The sequence below is a fragment of the Clostridia bacterium genome (genome assembly GCA_014360065.1).
Lineage (GTDB): Bacteria > Bacillota > DSM-521 > Neomoorellales > JACIYF01 > JACIYF01.
On record JACIYF010000053.1, the window covers coordinates 1 to 18044 of the forward strand.

Below are 18044 nucleotides of genomic sequence, written 5' to 3' on the forward strand. Positions count from 1 at the left end.
CCCCCCCCCCCCCCCCCCCCCCCCCCCCCCCTAAACCAACTCCAGACTCTCCACTCCCGTCCAGCCTCCCGGAGGCCGCTTTCCCGCCTCAGCTAAATCCCCTTAACCCACTGCCGTGTTCGGTTTCCGCCGGGCGTTCGCCTCCGATCCGGCTTCCACCTCACACCATTACATCCGGGGGGAAGCCGATTGTTCAAGTTCCTTGAAGACATAAGAAAATACGGCCATGACCTTCTCGGCCACAGCCTGGGAGTTGCCAGCTACTCAGTCTACATAGGCGGGCTTGGCGGGGCTTGCCCCGAGGACGTTCCCGCCCTCGCCGCCGGCGCCCTCCTGCACGACCTGGGAAAGACCAGCTTAGACCCCGAAGTTTTAAACAAGCCCGGACCCTTAACTCCCGGAGAATGGGCGCAGGTCAGGATGCATCCGGTGGCCGGAGCCCTGATGCTGGCCGGGGAACTTCCGGCAAAACCCACCCGGATGCTGGCCGGCCGCCGTTCAGGCTGGCCGGGAGAGGTTCTCGAGGTGGTGCTCTTCCACCACGAGCACTGGGCGGGCACCGGCTACTACGGCTATCCCGGGGAAAGCATCCCCCTTTACGCCCGGGTGGTGGCCCTGGCCGACGCCCTGGACGCCATGACCTCGGTTCGGTCCTACCGCGGCCCGCTCAGCCCCGACGAGGTGCTCCGGGAGCTGAAGAAAGGGGCCGGCCGGCAGTTCGACCCCGAGCTTTCAGCCAAGGTGGTCAGGGCCCTGGAGAAGGGGCCGGGTTTATCCGGGGATATCCGCTCCCCCGATGGGTTTGTCGAGTTGCTCTACCGGACCGTGTTCTCCCTGGGCGGTGGCATGGGCAGGACCAACCTCAGCCGGGAGAAGAGGGGCGAGCTGAGAGAGCTGGCCCTGGCCGTGGAGGGCCTTAAGGCCCGCTCTGCCTCCGGGGAGGGGATCTAGGAATGGCCGAAGGTGCGACCAAGGGGGCAGGGAATTTTGAGATAGTGGTGGACCCCGGCGCCCTCACCTGCCGCGTCCGGGTCTTTCCGGGAGGAGGCGGGGAAGGCCCCCCACCCCCGTTATCCCTGGAGGAGCTGGCGAGGGCGCTTTCCGCCCGGGGCATAACCTGGGGGATCGACTGGGATGCCGTGAGGCAGGCGGCAGCAGCCACCGGGGAGGAGGAAGTTGTTGTTGCCCGGGGCAAGCCCCCATCGCCGGGGGAGGACGCCCGGGTGGAGGTGCTTTTCCCGGAGGAGGAGAGGATCGAGGTCCTGCCCGAAGGTAGCGAGGCAGTTGATTTCAGGGAGCGCTTCCGGCTGGTCACGGTAAGCCCGGGGGCGGTGCTGGCCCGGCTTCATCCTGCTTGCCCCGGCACCCCCGGCACCGACGTCTACGGACGCCCGGTTCCCCCTCCCCGGGTGCGGGAGCTGAAGCTTTTGGCCGGCCGGGGGGTGGAGCTAGCCGAGGGTGGGCTGGAAGCGGTGGCTGCCGCCGGCGGCCGGCCGGTGGCCGTCCGCCGCCGGGGGATGGTGCGGGTGGACGTCCTCCCCTCCCTTACCCACCTGGGGGATGTGGACATGGCTTCGGGCAACATCGTCTTCGACGGCGACGCCCACATCCTTGGGGATGTCCGCGAGGGGATGCGGGTGAGCGTGGGGGGAAGGCTCACGGTGGCGGGCAGCGTCGACCGGGCGGTGGTGAGCGCGGCGGCAAGCTCCCGCCTGGGAAACGCCATCGGCTCCTCGGTGGTGGTGGGCGGGGAGAAGGCTGCCGCCCGGGCCCTGCTCCCTATAGCGGAAAAGCTCCACCAAAAGCTTTCCGATCTCTCCCTGGCCCTCTCCCAGCTGGAAAAGGCCCACGCAGCCATAGGGCAGGGCGAGCTCTTCTCCCGGAGCATCGGCGCCGCCCTCAGGCTTCTTTTAGAGGGCCGGTTCTCCGCCATCCCCGCCCTGGTGGGGGAGTTTAGGGATGCTGCCGCCCGGGTTGCCTCCGCTCTAAAAGGCAGTAGGCTTGAAGCCAAACTCGCTGCTTTGGCCGATGGCCTTGAGCGGGCGCTGGTGACCATGCCCATGCAGGTGGCAGGAAAGGGGGAGCTCGACCGCCTGGTTGGCCTGCTGGGAGACCTGATAGCCGACCTTCTGGCCAGCCAGGGGTCCCGGGCCGACCTGGAAGTGGCCTATGCCATCCACTCTCGCCTCATAGCTTCCGGGGCGGTAAAGGTCTCAGGCGCCGGCTGCTACAACAGCACCGTTCAGGCGGGCGGGGAGGTGCACGTGAGCGGCGTGTTCCGGGGAGGCGAGATCCAGGCCGGAGGCGACGTCTACGTGGGCGAGCTGGGCTCACCGGCCGGAAGCCCAACCCTGGTCAGGACCGTACCCAAGTCCAGCGTCACCCTGGGCCTGGCCTGGGAAAACGCGGAAGTGTGGCTGGGGCCAAAGAGGTACCGCTTCTCCGTAAGTGAGCGGCAGGTGAAGCTCTACCTGAACAGGGAGGGGATAGTGGATAAAGTGACCAGACCCGGGCCGCGCAGGTGAGCCCTCGGTTTCAATGGGAAGGAAGGCCAGGCCGGCTGTATGAGAAAGTGGATAGCGGGCAGCCTGATTTGTACCCGTGGTTGTTGGCAGGTGGCCTTCCTTCCTGTACAGGTGGCCTTAAATTACGGACTAACTTGACAGAAGCGCATTTCTTGCATCAGGGATCTACTTGAAGCGCATCAATTTCTATGCTGCATATCTTGCCTAGCGGAATGATGATTGCCCTAGCAATTTCCTTTTCTACGAGCTTTCCCCCACTTATTGTCTTGACCAAGATTGTTTTACCGTTGAAGCCCACCAGGATTAAAAAACCGTCGATTACTGCTACGATCTTTGCGTTCAGGGCTTTTTTGCAGCACCCGTCACACTCAAATTCCACAGCGACGCAAAGGTTTTCCGGATCCCCTACTTTGTTGATTGCTGACATTACCGGGCTGCCGAAAGGAACCCCAACGGCAGTCTCCTCCATGTTGCTCATTTAATCACCTCCTAAGCCAAATTGCAGGATGAAATTCCATTAACAGGATATGCTCACTGGCGAAAATGGTGATTCTTTCCTTCTCTCAGCATAGGTTGATTTTAAAAGCTTCCTTGGGAGTGCCCGCTTCAGCTGGCGGGCTTCTTTTTTGGAGTGGATCAAGGCTGGAAGCCCACAGAATCGCGAGCAGGTTCTAGGGCAGACGAAAAGCGAGACCGACCTGGCAGCAAAGCCCGGCGGTTTTTCTTTGCAGTTCTGGAAACAATATGGGATAGACAGGATAGGAGGTGTAAACTCGGCCCCGGTGGAGGCGGCCGGAACCGTTATGCCGCGTGGCCCAGCACTTTCAAAGGTATGCCGAAAAGGGTACAATATTAAAGTGAATGGGGAAAACGTGGTGCTTTACAGGAACGAGGGCGGGATCACGGTCGCCAACGTTTTCCCGCGCCGGCCCAGCGGGCAGGAGGAGAGGATGCTGGCCTTCCGCCGCCTTGCGGCGGAAATGGTCATCCGGGCCGTGAAACACTGAACAAGTGTCGGAGAAAGGAGGTCGCTCATGGCAACAAAGCGTGCCGCCGCCCTGTACCGGGTCAGCACCGCCAAGCAGGTGAAGCAAGACGATGAGGACGCCATCCCGGTGCAGAAACATGCCATAGAGAAGTACGTACGGGAGCACGGCTGGACTCTGGTTCATGAGTACCTGGAACCCGGAGTCTCCGCGTACAGCCTGTCGTTCCAGGAACGGCAGGTCCTACAGCAGGCCCTCGCGGACGCAAAAAGCGGAATGTACGATGTGTTCCTTGTGTTCAAGAGCGACCGCCTGAGCCGGAACAGCCTGGAATATCCCCTTATACTGAAGCTCTTTCACCTGGCCGGCGTCGAGGTGATAGCCGTAGCGGAAAACAGGGAGCTCATCATCGACGACCAACTGCAGAAGTTGCTGCGCTTTGTTGAGGGCTGGCAGGCGGAAACCGAGAGCAACAACACCAGTACCCGCGTGAAGGCGGCCATGCTGGACCTTGCACAAAGGGGCAGATGGACCGGCGGCAAGGTTCCGTACGGCTACCGGCTGTCGGAGAAGAAAGGAGAGTCCCTGCAAATAGATCCGGAAGAAGCCCGGGTGCTGACGGAGATAGTGCGGCTGTACCTGGAGGAGGGCATGGGGTCGAGACGCATAGCCGAGCATCTGAACACCCTGGGGATAAAGACGAAGCTCGGAAAGATGTGGAATGACACCAACCTCAGGCGAACCCTGCAGAACCCCATCATCGCCGGTCTGCCGGCGTACAACCGCACAAAGCAGGCCGCAAAGGCCCGCAGCCGGATCAGGCGTCCCTGGGACATTTACGGGAATCCCGAGATCATCATTCCCAGGGATGAGAACGGGAATCCTGCTCCGGTGAAAGAGCTTGAGATCATTCCACTGGACACATGGTGGAAGCTCATGACCCAGATGCACGCGGGCAAAACGCTTACAAGGAGGCCCGGCCGTCCGCCGTCAGACCCGCTACTCCTGACCGGGTTTCTGAAGTGCGGTTACTGCGGTCGGGGTTTCGTGTCCAGCAATGTCTGCGAAAAGGGCCGCCCCAACCGTAAGGTATACCGTTGCGCTACCAAGCGCCACTATGGCTCCCAGTTCTGTCCGGGACAGGGACAGTACAGCCGCGAGAAGGTAGAAGGGATTTTTATGAAGGAGCTGGAAACCTTTCTTGCTGGCATTGACCTGGGAGACCCGACCGACTATCTCAAAGGGAAAATGGCCGCCGCCAGGTCGAGGGCCAGGGCCGAGATGGACCACCTGCGAAGCGAGCTGAGGAAGGCCCAGAGGAGGCTGGACAGCTGGACCGAGAGGCTGAACGCCTACTTCGCCGAACCGGGAAACAGCCTGTACAGCGAAGAGTTCCTGGCCAGAGAGCTTGCCAAGGCGCAGAAGGACGTGCAGTCGCTCACCAAGCAGATCGGCGACCTCCAGGCCGAGGTTGAGGCGGAAGCGGCCGAGCAGGCGAAGGTGGCGAGTTTTGCCCGCATTGCCCCGCACTGGTTTGAGATCTTCAAGAAGGCTCCCACGCTGGAGAAGAAGAAGATGCTCGAACAGATAATCGACCACGTGACGCTGTGGCGCGACCGGATGGAGATAGTCTACAACGTGAACCTGCTTGAGATGGCTGAGCTGGCCGGGGAAGAGGTTGCCGGAACACCCGAACCCTTCTCGCTCAAGGCAGTTGCCAGGATCGGCTAGGGGTAGTCAAATGCAATCAATTGGCGTCCCGGTGGCCGTGGCAGCCAGATATTCGTTTATAACGGCCACAGCTACCATGACCATTCATCCAATAAGGCTGACCGGGCTGGTAATCACTGTTCCCCAAACTTTTGAGTACTTGGAAAAGATGCAAGACCGGGTTATTTGGTTTATTACCCAACATTCCCGGGTAAGTGAAAAGAAGTTGCGAGAGATGATGTTTAAAACCGGTGAACTAGCCAGGGACGTCGGTACTATTTTGGTAGGAAAAGAAGCAGTTGACGTGGGGTTGATATTGGAAGTTGGTGGGCTAGGTGATGCTTTAAGAAAATTGGATGAGCTTATTGCCGGCAATTCACCGAGAGAGGTTAACTAAGATGTGGCTTTACACAGTTATGCCTCTGGAAATATGCCTGCAGGGATTAGATACCGGGTATGCCGACAGGTACGAGGAGCTTCAAATAGGCTCAGCTTGCCTGATAGTTGATCCGCTTGGCTTCAGAAAAGCCCGTGTAGTTCAATTAATCTCCCCGATGCCAAGCCATTATCTCTTGCCACAGTTCCAGCCCGGCCGAGTAATAGACCTAGCATCTGAAAGGTAAGAATTAGACTAGCATGCAGTATAATCAGATGGAAGGGAATTTCCATCTGCATGTCGAATAGTTCACCCGAGGTGAAGATGGTTTGGCTCGGCGTGTAAACACCATGCAGACGAAGCTTAAGAACCAGATTATCGGAGTAATCTTGGTGGCGGTCGCGGCATTTAGCGCCCTCAGCCTACATATTGCTCAGGGTCATGGAGCTATGCCCAATGGGGCAGTAGGTTTGGTGGGTGGCTTCATAGCCAGGGTTTTTTATACTTTTGGAGGCGAAGCCAGATATATACTGCCCATAATGATTGGCTTACTTGGCTTTAAGATCATCGTTCAGGCTAAGCCAAGGCACAACCACTATTTTAATGGGGGCTTAGTCCTAATGTTCCTTAGCGTTGTGGCTGCTTGCCACCTGTCCTATGCCATAGCTTATCCGCCTGGAGCGGTACTGCGTTTGGGTTGGGGCGGCATCGGCGGGGGAATTATCGGGGCTCTGATATCCATAGTATTGGTTCGCGCGTTTGGCGCTACCGGCAGCTACATCCTTTTGGCGGCTAGCCTTATCATTTCCTTAATTTGCATTACCAAGGCTTCCCTAGACAAGGGGATAAGTGCGTTCCTAGGATTTCTACAAACAAACTTGATACGACTCAAGGAGCGGTTATCTAGATTCCTTTTCACCGTTGAGGAGGATGAGCCTCTGCCAACTTCCGGTCGCTCGCTCCCTGCAGATGAGCCTGCCGTTATGGTTAATGGGGAAGCGCGCCCCCAACCTGTGATCATAGACCACCGTGAGCAAGCTTTGCCGGAGAAGAAGGTGGCCAGTGGTGTTAGCGAGTATGCTCGTCCGGTGACTGCGCCGCCAGTAGGGACTGCGGATGGGCCTTTGGGCTTGAATAAATCAACTACCGGGCAAGCGTTCAAGCTTCCGCCCCTAGACTTGTTGAGCCGCTCGCCTAAACCTCGTGGAGCCAAATTGACCAGAGATATAAACGAAAAAGTCAAGCTGCTAGAGGATACGTTGGAGAGCTTTGGGGTGAAGGTCAAGGTTACTCAAGTTACTTATGGTCCAGCAGTGACAAGGTTTGAAGTTCAGCCTGCACCAGGTGTCAAGGTAAGCCGGATTATGGCTTTGTCTGATGACATTGCCCTGAGCTTGGCTGCGCCGCAGGTGAGAATTGAAGCTCCTATTCCGGGAAAATCAGCTTTAGGTATAGAAATACCAAATCGTGAAACAGCTGTGGTTCATTTTCGTGAAGTCTTAGAGTCTCCCGAGTTCCAAAATTCCAGCTCCAAACTGACTGTTGCCCTGGGCAAGGATATAGCCGGAAGTGCAGTAGTAGCGGACCTGGGGCAAATGCCTCACCTTTTGATTGCGGGAGCGACAGGTTCTGGTAAAAGCGTTTGCCTCAATGCTCTCATCTGCAGTCTGCTCTTTAAGGCAACTCCAGACGAACTTCAGTTGCTGATGATTGATCCCAAGATGGTAGAGCTGACCACTTTTAACGGCATTCCCCACTTATTGGCTCCAGTCGTAACCGACCCCAAACGCGCAGCAACTGCCCTCAGGTGGATGGTTAGTGAGATGGAAAAACGCTATGAGCTTTTTGCTAGCGCTGGAGTTCGCGACATAACCCGTTATAACGTGTTGAAGCTGCATGAAGCTGAAGAGGGCGGAGAGAGTTGTCTTCCTTACATTGTGGTTATCATAGATGAGCTGGCTGACCTTATGATGGTGGCACCAGCAGATGTTGAGGACGCCATCTGCAGGTTGGCACAGATGGCTCGAGCTGCAGGTATCCATTTAGTTATAGCCACCCAGAGGCCCTCAGTTGACGTAATAACTGGGGTAATCAAAGCCAATATACCTTCGCGAATTTCATTTGCCGTCTCCTCTCAAGCCGACTCCAGGACTATTCTCGACAGTGCGGGCGCCGAAAAGCTCTTGGGGCGAGGCGACATGTTGTTCTTGCCAGTTGGAGCGCCCAAGCCAATTCGAGTGCAAGGAGCCTATTTGTCGGACAAAGAAGTAGAGGATGTAGTCAGTTTTCTGCAAAGCCAAGGCCACCCCAAATACGATCAAAACATATTTCAAAAGAAAGAAGAGCAAATGCGGCAGGAATCCGAAGAGGATGAGTTACTGCCGGAAGCAGTGCGAATCCTGATCGAAAGCGGGCAAGCTTCAATTTCTCTGCTTCAGCGACGCCTTCACATCGGTTATACTCGGGCTGCTCGCCTAATTGATCAGATGGAGGCCAGGGGCATCATTGGCGGGTACGAAGGTACCAAGCCGCGAGCCATTTTAATGACGTGGGAGCAGTACCGAAGATCGTTTGGAGGGGTCTAATAGCCCCTTGGGGGGGGTCAGTGGATGGGTGGACTAGGCGAAACATTGCGCGCAGCAAGGGAACGCAAGGGTGTATCCTTAAAGCAAGCTGAGGAAGCTACCAAGATCCGGAGCAAGTACTTGGAGGCCTTGGAGCGAGAAGATTTTGGTGCTCTGCCGGGTAAGGTTTACGCTATTGGCTTTGCTAAAACCTATGCCAAGTTCCTAGGGCTCAACAGTGAGGAGGTGGCCCACCAGTGCCGTTCTCAACTGAGCGAGCTAGATCGTGGTCATGGTGGCGAAGAAGACCTGCCTGCAACTGTCTATTTGGTGCCGAAGAATCAGCCTTGGCGTAGGTACATACGGGCTACTGCAGCGTTCCTTGTCGTTCTTTGCCTTTTGCTAGGTGCTTACTGGGCCATCAATCATGTTTTGGTTTCTTCGCCTGCCTTAACCTCTAATAATCATCCATCAACAGATACCCCTCGGGTTCCTCCTGAGACTAGTCATCCGGGCCCAACCAACCCCAGCAATCCCCCGGCTGAGCAGGGTTTGGAGCTAAACATCCGAATAATAAAAGATGAGTGTTGGGTAAGTATTACTTCCGACGGAGTAAGAGTATACCAGGGGCTGATCCGTGCTGGAGATCAGAAGACCGTAATCGCCCGAAGAGAAATTATAGTTAGATTGGGGAATGCTGGGGTGGTTAGCTTGAGTCTAAATGGTCAAGATTTGGGTATTGTCGGGAAACCCGGGCAGGTGGTTACCAAACGCTTTACTGCCCCATAAGAATCAAAAAGTAGGTGCAGGTATATTGCCTACTCCTACTCTCGGGATGCTAAAACTAATAATTGTGCGACCTGTATTTAGGATCGCTTGTCTCTAGCTCTAGCTTTGGGTAACGTCTCCTTTCTGGACAAGCGCAACCGCCCCTGTTGGTCAAACCCAATGGCTTTGACAAGGATCTCCTGGCCCTGGTGGACCACATCTTCAACTCGAGCAATCCGGCGATCGGATAGCTGGGAAATATGCACCATACCTTCCTTTCCTGGTAGGCCCAATACCCCCGGTATTATTTCTACAAAAGCGCCGAAATCGGTTATCCGGGTCACTTTACCGGAATAAATCTTGCCTATCTCTACATCCTGGGTTAGTGCTTGAATCAGGCTTACGGCTTTTGCCCCGCTTTCGCCATCGCTAGCAGCTATAAAGATACGACCGTCGTCCTCGATGTCTATCCTTACACCAGTTTCTTCAATGATCTTCTTAATAATCTTACCACCGGGACCGATTACCTCGCGGATTTTGTCGGGATCAACAACCATCCGGATGATCCTAGGCGCCAACGGTGAGAGTTCTGGGCGAGGCTTGGGTATGGCTCCCAGCATACTATCTAGGATCTGCGCTCGGCCTTTACGAGCTTCTTCTAAGGCTGAGCGAAGAATTTCCTCGCTTATACCTTTGGTTTTAATGTCCATTTGCAGGGCGGTAATTCCTTTAGCGCTACCCGCTACCTTGAAATCCATGTCCCCAAGGGCGTCTTCAATCCCTTGAATATCCGTTAGTACTGCGAATTCTCCTTCGCCTTTAATCAAGCCCATAGCTACGCCAGCAACCGGGGCACTAATGGGCACTCCTGCGTCCATCAGGGCTAAGGTACTTCCGCAGACGCTAGCCATGGAAGTAGAACCGTTAGATTCGAGTACTTCCGACACCAAGCGTATGGTATAAGGAAACTCTTCCTCTCCCGGGAGGACTGCTTCTAAGGCACGCTCAGCTAAGGCTCCGTGCCCGATTTCTCTGCGGCCTGGTCCTCGCATAGGTCGGGCTTCACCAACGCTGTAGGGAGGAAAGTTATAATGGTGCATGTAGCGCTTACTCTCTTCAACACCCAGTCCGTCTAGTATTTGTTCATCGCTTACGGCGCCAAGGGTAGCGACGGTCAGAACCTGAGTCTCGCCTCGGGTGAACAACCCCGATCCGTGCACTCTGGGAATAACGCCTACTTGGCAGAAGATAGGGCGAATCTCATCGAGTTGTCGGCCATCAATCCTTACTTTTTCCTCAAGGACCATTCGGCGTAAAACTTGCTTTTCGGTTTCTTCGATAATTGCCCGAACTGTCCTTTCCACCTGAACGGGGTCATCACCGCCATGCTCATCTAATACTTCTTTGACTATCTGGTTCTTGATTTCCTCTAGATGTTTTTCTCGCTCGAGCTTTCGTGGTTTGCTTCTTTGGTACTCACGAATAGCTGCTTCCAAGACTGCTTTTGATTTACTTTGCAGCTCGGAAATTAAACTTGGCTCCAGCGGCTCAGCCGCTACCACCATTTCTTGCTTAGGTTTAGCTAGGTTTAACGACAAGGCCTCTTCCCGAAAGTCATTAATGAACTTAGCGATTCTTGCTACTTCTCTGTGGCCAGTCATTATTGCCTCGAGCATTTTGGATTCTCCAACTTCTTTTGCTCCTGCTTCCACCATCATTACTGCGTCATGGGTTCCGGCTACCACTAGATGGAGCTGGCTTTTTTCGCTTTGGGCCAAGGTAGGGTTAATTACTATTTCACCATCTACTAAGCCCACCAGTACGCCACCAATCGGTTCAGCAAAGGGTATGTCTGAAATCGTTAATGCTGCCGAAGCAGCGGTCAGGGCCAGAATATCCGGGGGATTATCCTGGTCCACTGCTAATACAGTTACAACTACGTGAACGTCATTGCGGTATCCTTTTGGAAACAAAGGGCGAATCGGTCGGTCTATGAGACGTGCAGATAGAATAGCCTTTTCGCTGGGACGCCCCTCCCGTTTTATGAAACCACCTGGAATCTTTCCTACAGCGTAGTGCCGCTCCTCATAGTCTACTGTTAATGGAAAGAAATCTATTCCTTCACGCGGTTCGGAGGAAGAAGTAGCAGTTGCCAGAACTACGGTATCGCCATATCTGGCTAATACTGCCCCATTGGCTTGGGTTGCTAACCTACCAGTCTCGAGTATCATTCGTCTTCCTGCTACTTCTAGATCGCGAACTAATGTTTCGCGTTTTTGAAGCACGTTAACCACCTCTTGCCTTTACCTGGTGTCCAGTATTGCCGATTCCAGCGAAGAGTAGTCGACGCTCTACTTACCTATTTTCTTAGACCCAATTTTTCAACAATGGCCAGGTAACGCGCAGGGTGGTTATCCTTGAGATACCTGAGCAAGCCCCGTCGTTGGCCGACCATCTTGAGTAAGCCGCGTCGAGAGTGAAAATCCTTTCGATGCTGTTTCAGGTGCTCGGTAAGCTGGTTAATTCTTTCGGTGAGTAGAGCAATTTGTACCTCTGGTGACCCTGTGTCCTGCTCGTGAATACGGAACCGATCGATGATTTCATGTTTCCTTTCTGGTGAAAGTGGCATTTTTAAAAACCTCCTCATTTTATCCCCGCAGGTAAGCTTAGCATCTCGTGCGGCCTAGTCGCTACGGTTCATAACTGACTGCTAGAAGTCATTATAAGGCAAATGTACCCGGCAAGCAACTTAATTGCTTGGCGTAAAATAACCACGGGATTTCCCATTCCTTCCCACGGAAAGCTAAGGGCGAAAAAAGCTGAGACCTCACTCCGAAGTGGGAATTGAAAGGAGGAGTAAGGTCTCATGAGAAACTCTTTCTGAAACCATAACATTGCATGAGGCCGCAACTTTTAAGGATATTGTGTAAAAGGCTTGGCTTGCAGGAGTGCGCCGTTTGTGATACCATCATTTTAGTCAAATAACCCTACTATGCGCGTGGGTGGCTGTGGTTTAGAGCCAACACCATTGAAAAGGGAGCCTAACTCTGCATCTGGCTTGTAGGCCCGGTACGGGAAACAAAAAGGTTGCAGGAGGGCACCCACCTGCTGAGAGCAGGTTCGTAAACTCCGGCCGCCACGGCATTAGTGGGGTTTTATGTTACCAAGGGCTTATCTCTGGTGAGGAAGCGGGGATACGGGTGGATTTGGCAAAGGCTCCTTTAGCGCGGCGAATGCGCCCTCAGTCTCTGGATGAATTTGTCGGCCAAGAGCATTTGGTGGGAAAAGGCCGGGTGCTTCGGCGCGCTATCGAGGCTGACCAGATAGGTTCAATGATATTCTATGGGCCACCTGGAACTGGCAAGACTGCTTTAGCGGAAATCATTGCCCGCATGAGCAAAGCTGCCTTTTTGCAATTAAATGCGGTCACGGCAGGTATTTCGGATTTAAGAAAGGTATTCCAGCAAGCCGAGGAGCGGCTTAAAACCAAAGGGCAGCGAACTATAGTCTTTATCGATGAGATTCATCGTTTTAGCCGGGTCCAGCAGGACGCCCTACTCCCGGCCATCGAAAATGGCATCATTGTCCTTATTGGAGCCACCACCGAGAATCCTTTCTTCCAAATCACCCCACCGCTGATTTCCCGCTCTCGCTTGTTTAGGTTTGAGCCCCTTAGTGATGCTCAAGTTGAGACCATCGTGCGAAGGGCGCTGGCAGATAAGGAGAAGGGATTGGGGAAAGTATCAATAGTCCTTGATTCAGATGCTCTTGCCCACTTGGTAAAGTCAGCTGACGGAGATGCGCGCGCAGCTCTAAACGGACTTGAATTGGCTGCCACCTCGGCTATGCCTGATAGTGACGGGGTCTACCACGTGACCCTAGAGATGGTAGCCGAGGCCATGCAATGCCGGGTGCTGCTGTACGACAAGGATAGCGACCAACACTATGATACCATCTCTGCCTTTATAAAAAGCCTGCGGGGTTCGGACCCCGACGCAGCAGTATATTGGTTGGCGAGGATGCTGCATGCGGGCGAAGATCCTCGGTTCATAGCTCGCCGCATGATCATACAGGCTGCTGAGGACGTTGGCTTGGCTGACCCGATGGCCTTAGTCCTTGCGGTAGCGGCAGCGCAGGCGGTAGAACTGGTAGGCTTACCCGAAGCCAGGATTCCCATGGCGGAAGCTGCTATTTATATCGCCTGTGCCCCTAAAAGTAACAGCGCATATTTAGCTATTGGAGAAGCTATGAAAGCAGTAGAGGAAACCAGAATTTCGGGAGTGCCGCTGCACTTGCGTGACGCCAGTTACCGTGGAGCCAAAAAACTTGGGCACGGTACGGGTTATAAGTATCCCCACGACTACCCAGGGCATTACGTGGCCCAACAATATCTTCCTGCCGAGATCCAGTCGGCTTGTTACTATAACCCCTCCAACGAGGGCCGGGAAAGGCAGCTTCGGGCTCGCTTGGAAACGCTGCGCGCCAACCGGCCCAATTCTTCCAAAAGACCTTGACAAATTCCGAGTACACTACTAGGATATAGCCAGGCGGTGGCAGTATAAGCGCCGTTGTTTAGGGCAAAATTGGACTAGGTGCTAATCAAAGGTGGTGTTGATCTTGCGACGGGTTTACCTGGACCACGGAGCCACTACACCAGTTCATCCAGAAGTGGTCAAAGCTATGCTACCTTACCTAAGTGCTCAGTTTGGTAATCCCTCCAGCTTGCATGAGTGGGGACGAGAAGCTAAAGCAGCCATGGAGGATGCGCGCAGCAGGGTTGCTAAGCTCATCGGGGCCGACTCAGAAGAAATATTCTTTACCAGCGGTGGTACTGAGTCAGACAATCTAGCTATTTTCGGGGTCGTCAACTCCCTTCGGAAACGCGGTAATCACTTGATTACTTCTGCCGTTGAGCATCATGCGGTTCTTGACAGTGTGAAGTACTTGGGCGAACACGGGTTTGATGTTACCTGGATTCCCGTGGATGGATATGGTTTGGTTAACCCTGAGGACATCAGGAAAGCCATAAGGCCAGATACCATTCTGATTAGCATTATGCATGTTAACAATGAGGTTGGCACCATTCAGCCCATCGAAGAAATCGGACGTATTGCCAAGGAGCATGGGGTAGTGTTCCATACTGATGCTGTCCAAAGCTGTGGGAAAATACCAGTAAATGTTAAGGCGTTAAATGTTGATCTCTTAAGCCTTTCCTCCCATAAGATTTACGGTCCTAAGGGATCAGGAGCTTTATATGTTCGCAAGGGCCTTCGGCTTGAGCCGATTCTCCACGGCGGCGGGCAGGAGAAAAAAAGGAGGCCAGGAACTGAAAACCTGCCAGGAATAGTTGGCTTTGGCAAGGCTGCTACCATTGCGCTTGAGGAACTGGGAACGGAAATGGAGCGCTTGACCACACTCCGGGATCGGCTAATCGAAGGGATTCAGAACCGAATCGAATATGTGCACCTAAATGGGCATCCAAGCCATCGTATTCCGGGAAATGTAAATATGAGTTTTGAGTTTGTTGAAGGAGAGTCCCTCCTTCTTAGCCTAGATATGCAAGGCATTGCTGCTTCTAGTGGCTCGGCATGTACCTCAGGTTCATTGGAACCTTCGCATGTATTGTTGGCAATGGGTATCCCGCACCAGCTAGCCCAAGGATCAGTGCGAATGACTTTGGGCCGCGATAATACAGCTGAGGACATTGACTATGTATTAGAGGTGTTGCCGGATATAGTCAGCAGGTTGCGATCCATGTCGCCGCTTTCTCCGGAAATGAACAATGGATGGAGGAGGGAAGCCCATGTATAGCCAAAAAGTAATGGATCATTTCACCTGCCCTCGCAATGTGGGTGAGATTAAAGATGCAGATGGGATTGGCCAGGTCGGGAACCCAGTTTGCGGGGACATTATGCGCCTTTATATTAAGGTTGAAGGCGATATAATTAAGGACGTTAAGTTTAAGACTTTTGGTTGCGGCGCCGCTATCGCCACTAGTAGTATGGTTACGGAGATGGTTAAAGGTAAGAGCATTCAGGAGGCCTTAGCTATTTCTAACCGCGCTGTCGCCGAAGCTCTGGATGGGTTGCCTGCCAACAAGATGCATTGTTCCAATTTGGCGGCCGATGCGTTACATGCGGCAATTCGTGACTACCAACAGAGATTGGCCCGAGCCGGTTAATGCGTGAGCTAGCGAGGTGATCAGCATCATGGCTAAAGTAATGGTAGCTATGAGCGGCGGTGTGGATAGCTCCACCGCTGCTTTTTTGTTAAAGGAGGCCGGTCACGAGGTTGTAGGGGTTACCCTGGAGATATGGCCTCAAGATGCTCCACTACCGGCAGGAGAGGTAGGGTGTTGTTCCCTTCGGGCTGTCGAAGACGCCCGGAAAGTCGCTAACCATATTGGTATACCTCATTATGTTTTTAATTTCCGTGATGTATTCGAAAGCGCGGTCATTGAACCATTCATATCCTCATACTTGCGGGGAATGACCCCCAACCCTTGCATTACCTGTAATATTAAAATCAAATTTGAAGCCTTGTTGAAACGTGCTTTGAGCCTGGGTATGGAATACCTAGCTACCGGTCATTATGCCCGAATTCAATATCAGCCCCAGGCCCAGAGGTACTGGCTATTGCGGGGAATTGATAAAACCAAGGACCAAAGCTATGTTCTTTACGGTTTCAAGCAGGAGCAACTGGCTCATGTTTGGTTGCCGCTTGGGAGCCTCAGTAAAAAGAAAACCCGAGAAATTGCCGAGGAGGCGAAGCTGCCGGTAGCCCAAAAAAAAGAGAGTCAGGAGATTTGTTTTGTTACCGAAGGTGATTACCGTAAGTTCTTGTGTCGGAGAGCGGGAGACAAGATTTACCCCGGACCTTTTATTGATGCTGAAGGACAGATAGTAGGCCGGCACCGTGGCCTAGCCTATTATACCATCGGGCAAAGACGGGGCTTGGGGCTGTCGTTGGGGTACCCTGCTTATGTGATCGACATGAGGCCGGATCTCAATGCCGTGGTAGTAGGGCCCAAAGAACTCTTGTACCGCCGGAGTTTGATTGCTTGCCAGAACAACTTCATCGCCTTGGGAAAGTTAGAAAGTGAGCTTAAGGCTGAGGTTCAGATTCGTTATCGTTCGCCGGCAGTTCCTGCGCTTCTTGAACCACAAGGCCAAGATAGGGTAAAAGTAACTTTTGAAAAACCCCAACGGGCAATCACTCCTGGCCAATCGGTGGTGTATTACCGTGGCGATGTAGTCCTTGGCGGTGGCATAATTGAAAGCTAGGTGTAATTTGCGTCGGTCCAGGTGATAATAGATAGGAGGGGTTAGAGAGGTGCAGCAGCTTGAATGTTGGTCGCAAACTGGTAGGCCGACCTGTTATCCTGCAGGAAACAGGCGCCAAAGTGGGTCGAATAAAAGATGTAATCTATGATCCAAATGAGCGCAGGATACTGGGCCTAAAAGTTGAGCAGGACGGCCTTTGGCCCCGGGTGGTTTTGGTGCCATGGTATCTTGTTAGAGTTGATAACGACGCAGTGCTGGTCGAGTCGGATAATATATCCGAAGCTAGATTGGGAACTGAAGCTAGTGCTATAAGCGAGTTGGTGGGAGCGCCGGTGGTAACGGAAACTGGACAGCAAGTTGGCAATGTAGCCGATGTGGTGTTCACCAAGTCGTGGGATAAGGTTGAAGGGGTTGAGCTGAGCGAGGGGGTAATCCCTGACTTCATAGATGGACGCAATATTGTTTTGCAAGACAACATTGTGGCATGGGGGAAAGATGGAATAGTAGTCCATGGCGCGCTGGTGCCGGAACAGGAGGAGAAGCGGTGAATTGTCCCAATTGTGGGAGTAGCGAGGTGGGGAAAATAGGTCTGCAACAGTACTACTGTTGGAATTGTATGGTTGAGTACAACGATAAGCGAGAGGTTTTTGCCATCAATGAGGATGGATCGTTAGAACATGTTCAGATAGACAGTTGAGGAGGTGAAGTAGTTGGCAACGCGCGGGTTTTGGAATGGGATAATAACTGGCGGCTTGCTGGGTATTGTAGTGGGTGCATTCGTTTTTTCTAAGCGAGGATCCATGGTTTTCTCTCTCCCCGAACGGACCAGGGAAATGGCCCAAGATGCCAAGTGAACCATTATGGGGTTTCTCAAGAAATAAGGGTGGTAACCCCTTTGAGAAGTCGCCGGGCGAGAATGGCAGTACTGCTTTGCTTAGGGATTGGCCTCGGCGCCTTTTTATACTTCGCTCGGGGCATGATTACACCATTCGGTTTAGCTCTGATTATGAGCTACATTCTTAACCCAGCAGTCACAGCCGTGGAAAAAAGAGGGTATTCGCGAGCCTGGGCGATTAGCTTGGTGTACTTCGGACTTTTCGGTGTTGTCCTTGCCTTGGCAGGAGTGGGAGTTCCTGTACTTTTACGAGAGCTAGGAAGCCTTGCTGATACTCTTCCCCGGTACACCCAAGAGATAAGCAACAGGATCAGCCTACTCCGAGTCAATTTTCAACAAATTGCTCTTCCTGGTAACCTACATTTAACCATAATCGGTTCCCTTGAATTGCTTGAAGCCAGCCTTCTAGGGGAGCTAAAGGGGATTTCCGATGCTCTGATTGGACTAATTGGTTACTTGCCTGATTTGCTGTTGGCACCATTTTTAGCCTTTTACTTTCTGGCTGACTGGACTAACTTAGGCAGGGGTATTATTAATTTTCTTCCCGTAGGATGGCGACCGGAAATTAAAGAGGTGCTTGGCCAGATCGATACGGCTTTGACCGGGTTTATCCGGGGGAATCTTCTAGTCAGCTTATTAGTCGGTACCTTAACTGGTTTTGGTTTAGCTTTAGTGGGGGTCAAATACTCTCTGTTGCTGGGGTTGATTATGCTTTTAATGGACTTGGTACCTTACCTGGGGCCATTTCTAGGGGCTATTCCGGCTATTCTAATAGGCCTGCTTGATTCATGGCAAAGGGCGGTTTGGGCACTAGCTGTGGTTGTGGTGGTACAGCAGATTGAGTCAACTATATTGGCGCCAAAGATTCTTGGGAATACCACTGGCCTGCACCCTTTAACTGTTATTTTTGCACTCTTACTGGGTGCCCACTGGTGGG

At 53.3% G+C, this 18044-nt stretch carries 19 protein-coding genes and 1 other RNA gene; 17 read left to right on the forward strand and 3 right to left on the reverse strand.

Annotated elements, in window-relative coordinates; genetic code table 11:
- Nucleotides 1-189 precede the first annotated feature (189 nt).
- Both H5U02_08945 and H5U02_08950 read left to right on the forward strand, forming a co-directional pair.
- Nucleotides 190-951, forward strand: coding sequence for an HD domain-containing protein (locus H5U02_08945; GenBank protein MBC7342554.1), 762 nt, complete (start codon nt 190-192; stop codon nt 949-951).
- A gap of 2 nt (nt 952-953) precedes the next feature.
- A complete protein-coding gene (locus H5U02_08950) occupies nt 954-2525 on the forward strand; it encodes a DUF342 domain-containing protein (protein MBC7342555.1) in 1572 nt (523 codons plus the stop codon).
- Between the two features lie 157 nt (nt 2526-2682).
- On the opposite strand, the gene H5U02_08955 is transcribed toward H5U02_08950, so the two are convergent.
- Nucleotides 2683-3003 (reverse strand): hypothetical protein, encoded by a 321-nt coding sequence (locus H5U02_08955; protein MBC7342556.1) that lies wholly within the window; start codon nt 3001-3003, stop codon nt 2683-2685.
- Between the two features lie 148 nt (nt 3004-3151).
- Here H5U02_08955 and H5U02_08960 point away from each other — a divergent pair, with 148 nt between their 5' ends.
- From H5U02_08960 to H5U02_08985, 6 genes are all read left to right on the forward strand, one after another.
- A complete protein-coding gene (locus H5U02_08960; protein ID MBC7342557.1) occupies nt 3152-3532 on the forward strand; it encodes a hypothetical protein in 381 nt (126 codons plus the stop codon).
- 27 nt (nt 3533-3559) lie between these two features.
- Nucleotides 3560-5242, forward strand: coding sequence for a recombinase family protein (locus H5U02_08965; GenBank protein MBC7342558.1), 1683 nt, complete (start codon nt 3560-3562; stop codon nt 5240-5242).
- A 10-nt stretch (nt 5243-5252) separates the two neighbouring features.
- Nucleotides 5253-5618: an ATP-dependent Clp protease proteolytic subunit gene (locus H5U02_08970; protein MBC7342559.1), complete on the forward strand. Its 366-nt coding sequence runs from the start codon at nt 5253-5255 to the stop codon at nt 5616-5618.
- Nucleotide 5619: 1 nt separating this feature from the next.
- Nucleotides 5620-5844, forward strand: a complete 225-nt coding sequence (locus tag H5U02_08975) for a YlzJ-like family protein (GenBank protein MBC7342560.1) — start codon at nt 5620-5622, stop codon at nt 5842-5844.
- Nucleotides 5845-5947: 103 nt separating this feature from the next.
- Nucleotides 5948-8182, forward strand: a complete 2235-nt coding sequence (locus tag H5U02_08980) for a DNA translocase FtsK 4TM domain-containing protein (GenBank protein ID MBC7342561.1) — start codon at nt 5948-5950, stop codon at nt 8180-8182.
- Nucleotides 8183-8206: 24 nt separating this feature from the next.
- Entirely contained in the window at nt 8207-8950 is a 744-nt protein-coding gene (locus tag H5U02_08985; protein ID MBC7342562.1) for a helix-turn-helix domain-containing protein, read from the forward strand.
- A 77-nt stretch (nt 8951-9027) separates the two neighbouring features.
- Here the strand turns inward: H5U02_08985 and H5U02_08990 are convergent, their stop codons facing one another.
- Both H5U02_08990 and rpsO read right to left on the reverse strand, forming a co-directional pair.
- Nucleotides 9028-11214 (reverse strand): polyribonucleotide nucleotidyltransferase, encoded by a 2187-nt coding sequence (locus H5U02_08990; protein ID MBC7342563.1) that lies wholly within the window; start codon nt 11212-11214, stop codon nt 9028-9030.
- A gap of 74 nt (nt 11215-11288) precedes the next feature.
- Complete coding sequence (gene rpsO / locus H5U02_08995; protein MBC7342564.1) at nt 11289-11558, reverse strand: 30S ribosomal protein S15; 270 nt, start codon at nt 11556-11558, stop codon at nt 11289-11291.
- Between the two features lie 352 nt (nt 11559-11910).
- On the opposite strand from rpsO, the gene ssrS reads away from it, so the two are divergent.
- From ssrS to H5U02_09040, 9 genes are all read left to right on the forward strand, one after another.
- Nucleotides 11911-12087, forward strand: a non-coding RNA gene (gene ssrS, locus H5U02_09000) — 6S RNA.
- 75 nt (nt 12088-12162) lie between these two features.
- Nucleotides 12163-13443, forward strand: coding sequence for a replication-associated recombination protein A (locus H5U02_09005; protein ID MBC7342565.1), 1281 nt, complete (start codon nt 12163-12165; stop codon nt 13441-13443).
- Nucleotides 13444-13543: 100 nt separating this feature from the next.
- Nucleotides 13544-14740, forward strand: coding sequence for a cysteine desulfurase NifS (gene nifS, locus H5U02_09010; protein ID MBC7342566.1), 1197 nt, complete (start codon nt 13544-13546; stop codon nt 14738-14740).
- Nucleotides 14733-15110 carry a Fe-S cluster assembly scaffold protein NifU gene (nifU, locus tag H5U02_09015; protein ID MBC7342567.1) on the forward strand — a complete coding sequence of 126 codons (378 nt, stop codon included), beginning with the start codon at nt 14733-14735 and terminating at the stop codon, nt 15108-15110. The genes nifS and nifU overlap by 8 nt, the downstream gene beginning before the upstream one ends.
- A gap of 40 nt (nt 15111-15150) precedes the next feature.
- Complete coding sequence (mnmA, locus tag H5U02_09020) at nt 15151-16212, forward strand: tRNA 2-thiouridine(34) synthase MnmA (GenBank protein ID MBC7342568.1); 1062 nt, start codon at nt 15151-15153, stop codon at nt 16210-16212.
- A 59-nt stretch (nt 16213-16271) separates the two neighbouring features.
- Nucleotides 16272-16760: a PRC-barrel domain-containing protein gene (locus H5U02_09025; GenBank protein ID MBC7342569.1), complete on the forward strand. Its 489-nt coding sequence runs from the start codon at nt 16272-16274 to the stop codon at nt 16758-16760.
- Entirely contained in the window at nt 16697-16909 is a 213-nt protein-coding gene (locus H5U02_09030; GenBank protein ID MBC7342570.1) for a hypothetical protein, read from the forward strand. Before H5U02_09025 ends, H5U02_09030 begins: the two co-directional genes overlap by 64 nt.
- A gap of 13 nt (nt 16910-16922) precedes the next feature.
- Nucleotides 16923-17066 (forward strand): hypothetical protein, encoded by a 144-nt coding sequence (locus H5U02_09035; GenBank protein MBC7342571.1) that lies wholly within the window; start codon nt 16923-16925, stop codon nt 17064-17066.
- A gap of 41 nt (nt 17067-17107) precedes the next feature.
- On the forward strand, nt 17108-18044 hold a 937-nt coding region (locus H5U02_09040), incomplete at its 3' end, for an AI-2E family transporter (protein ID MBC7342572.1).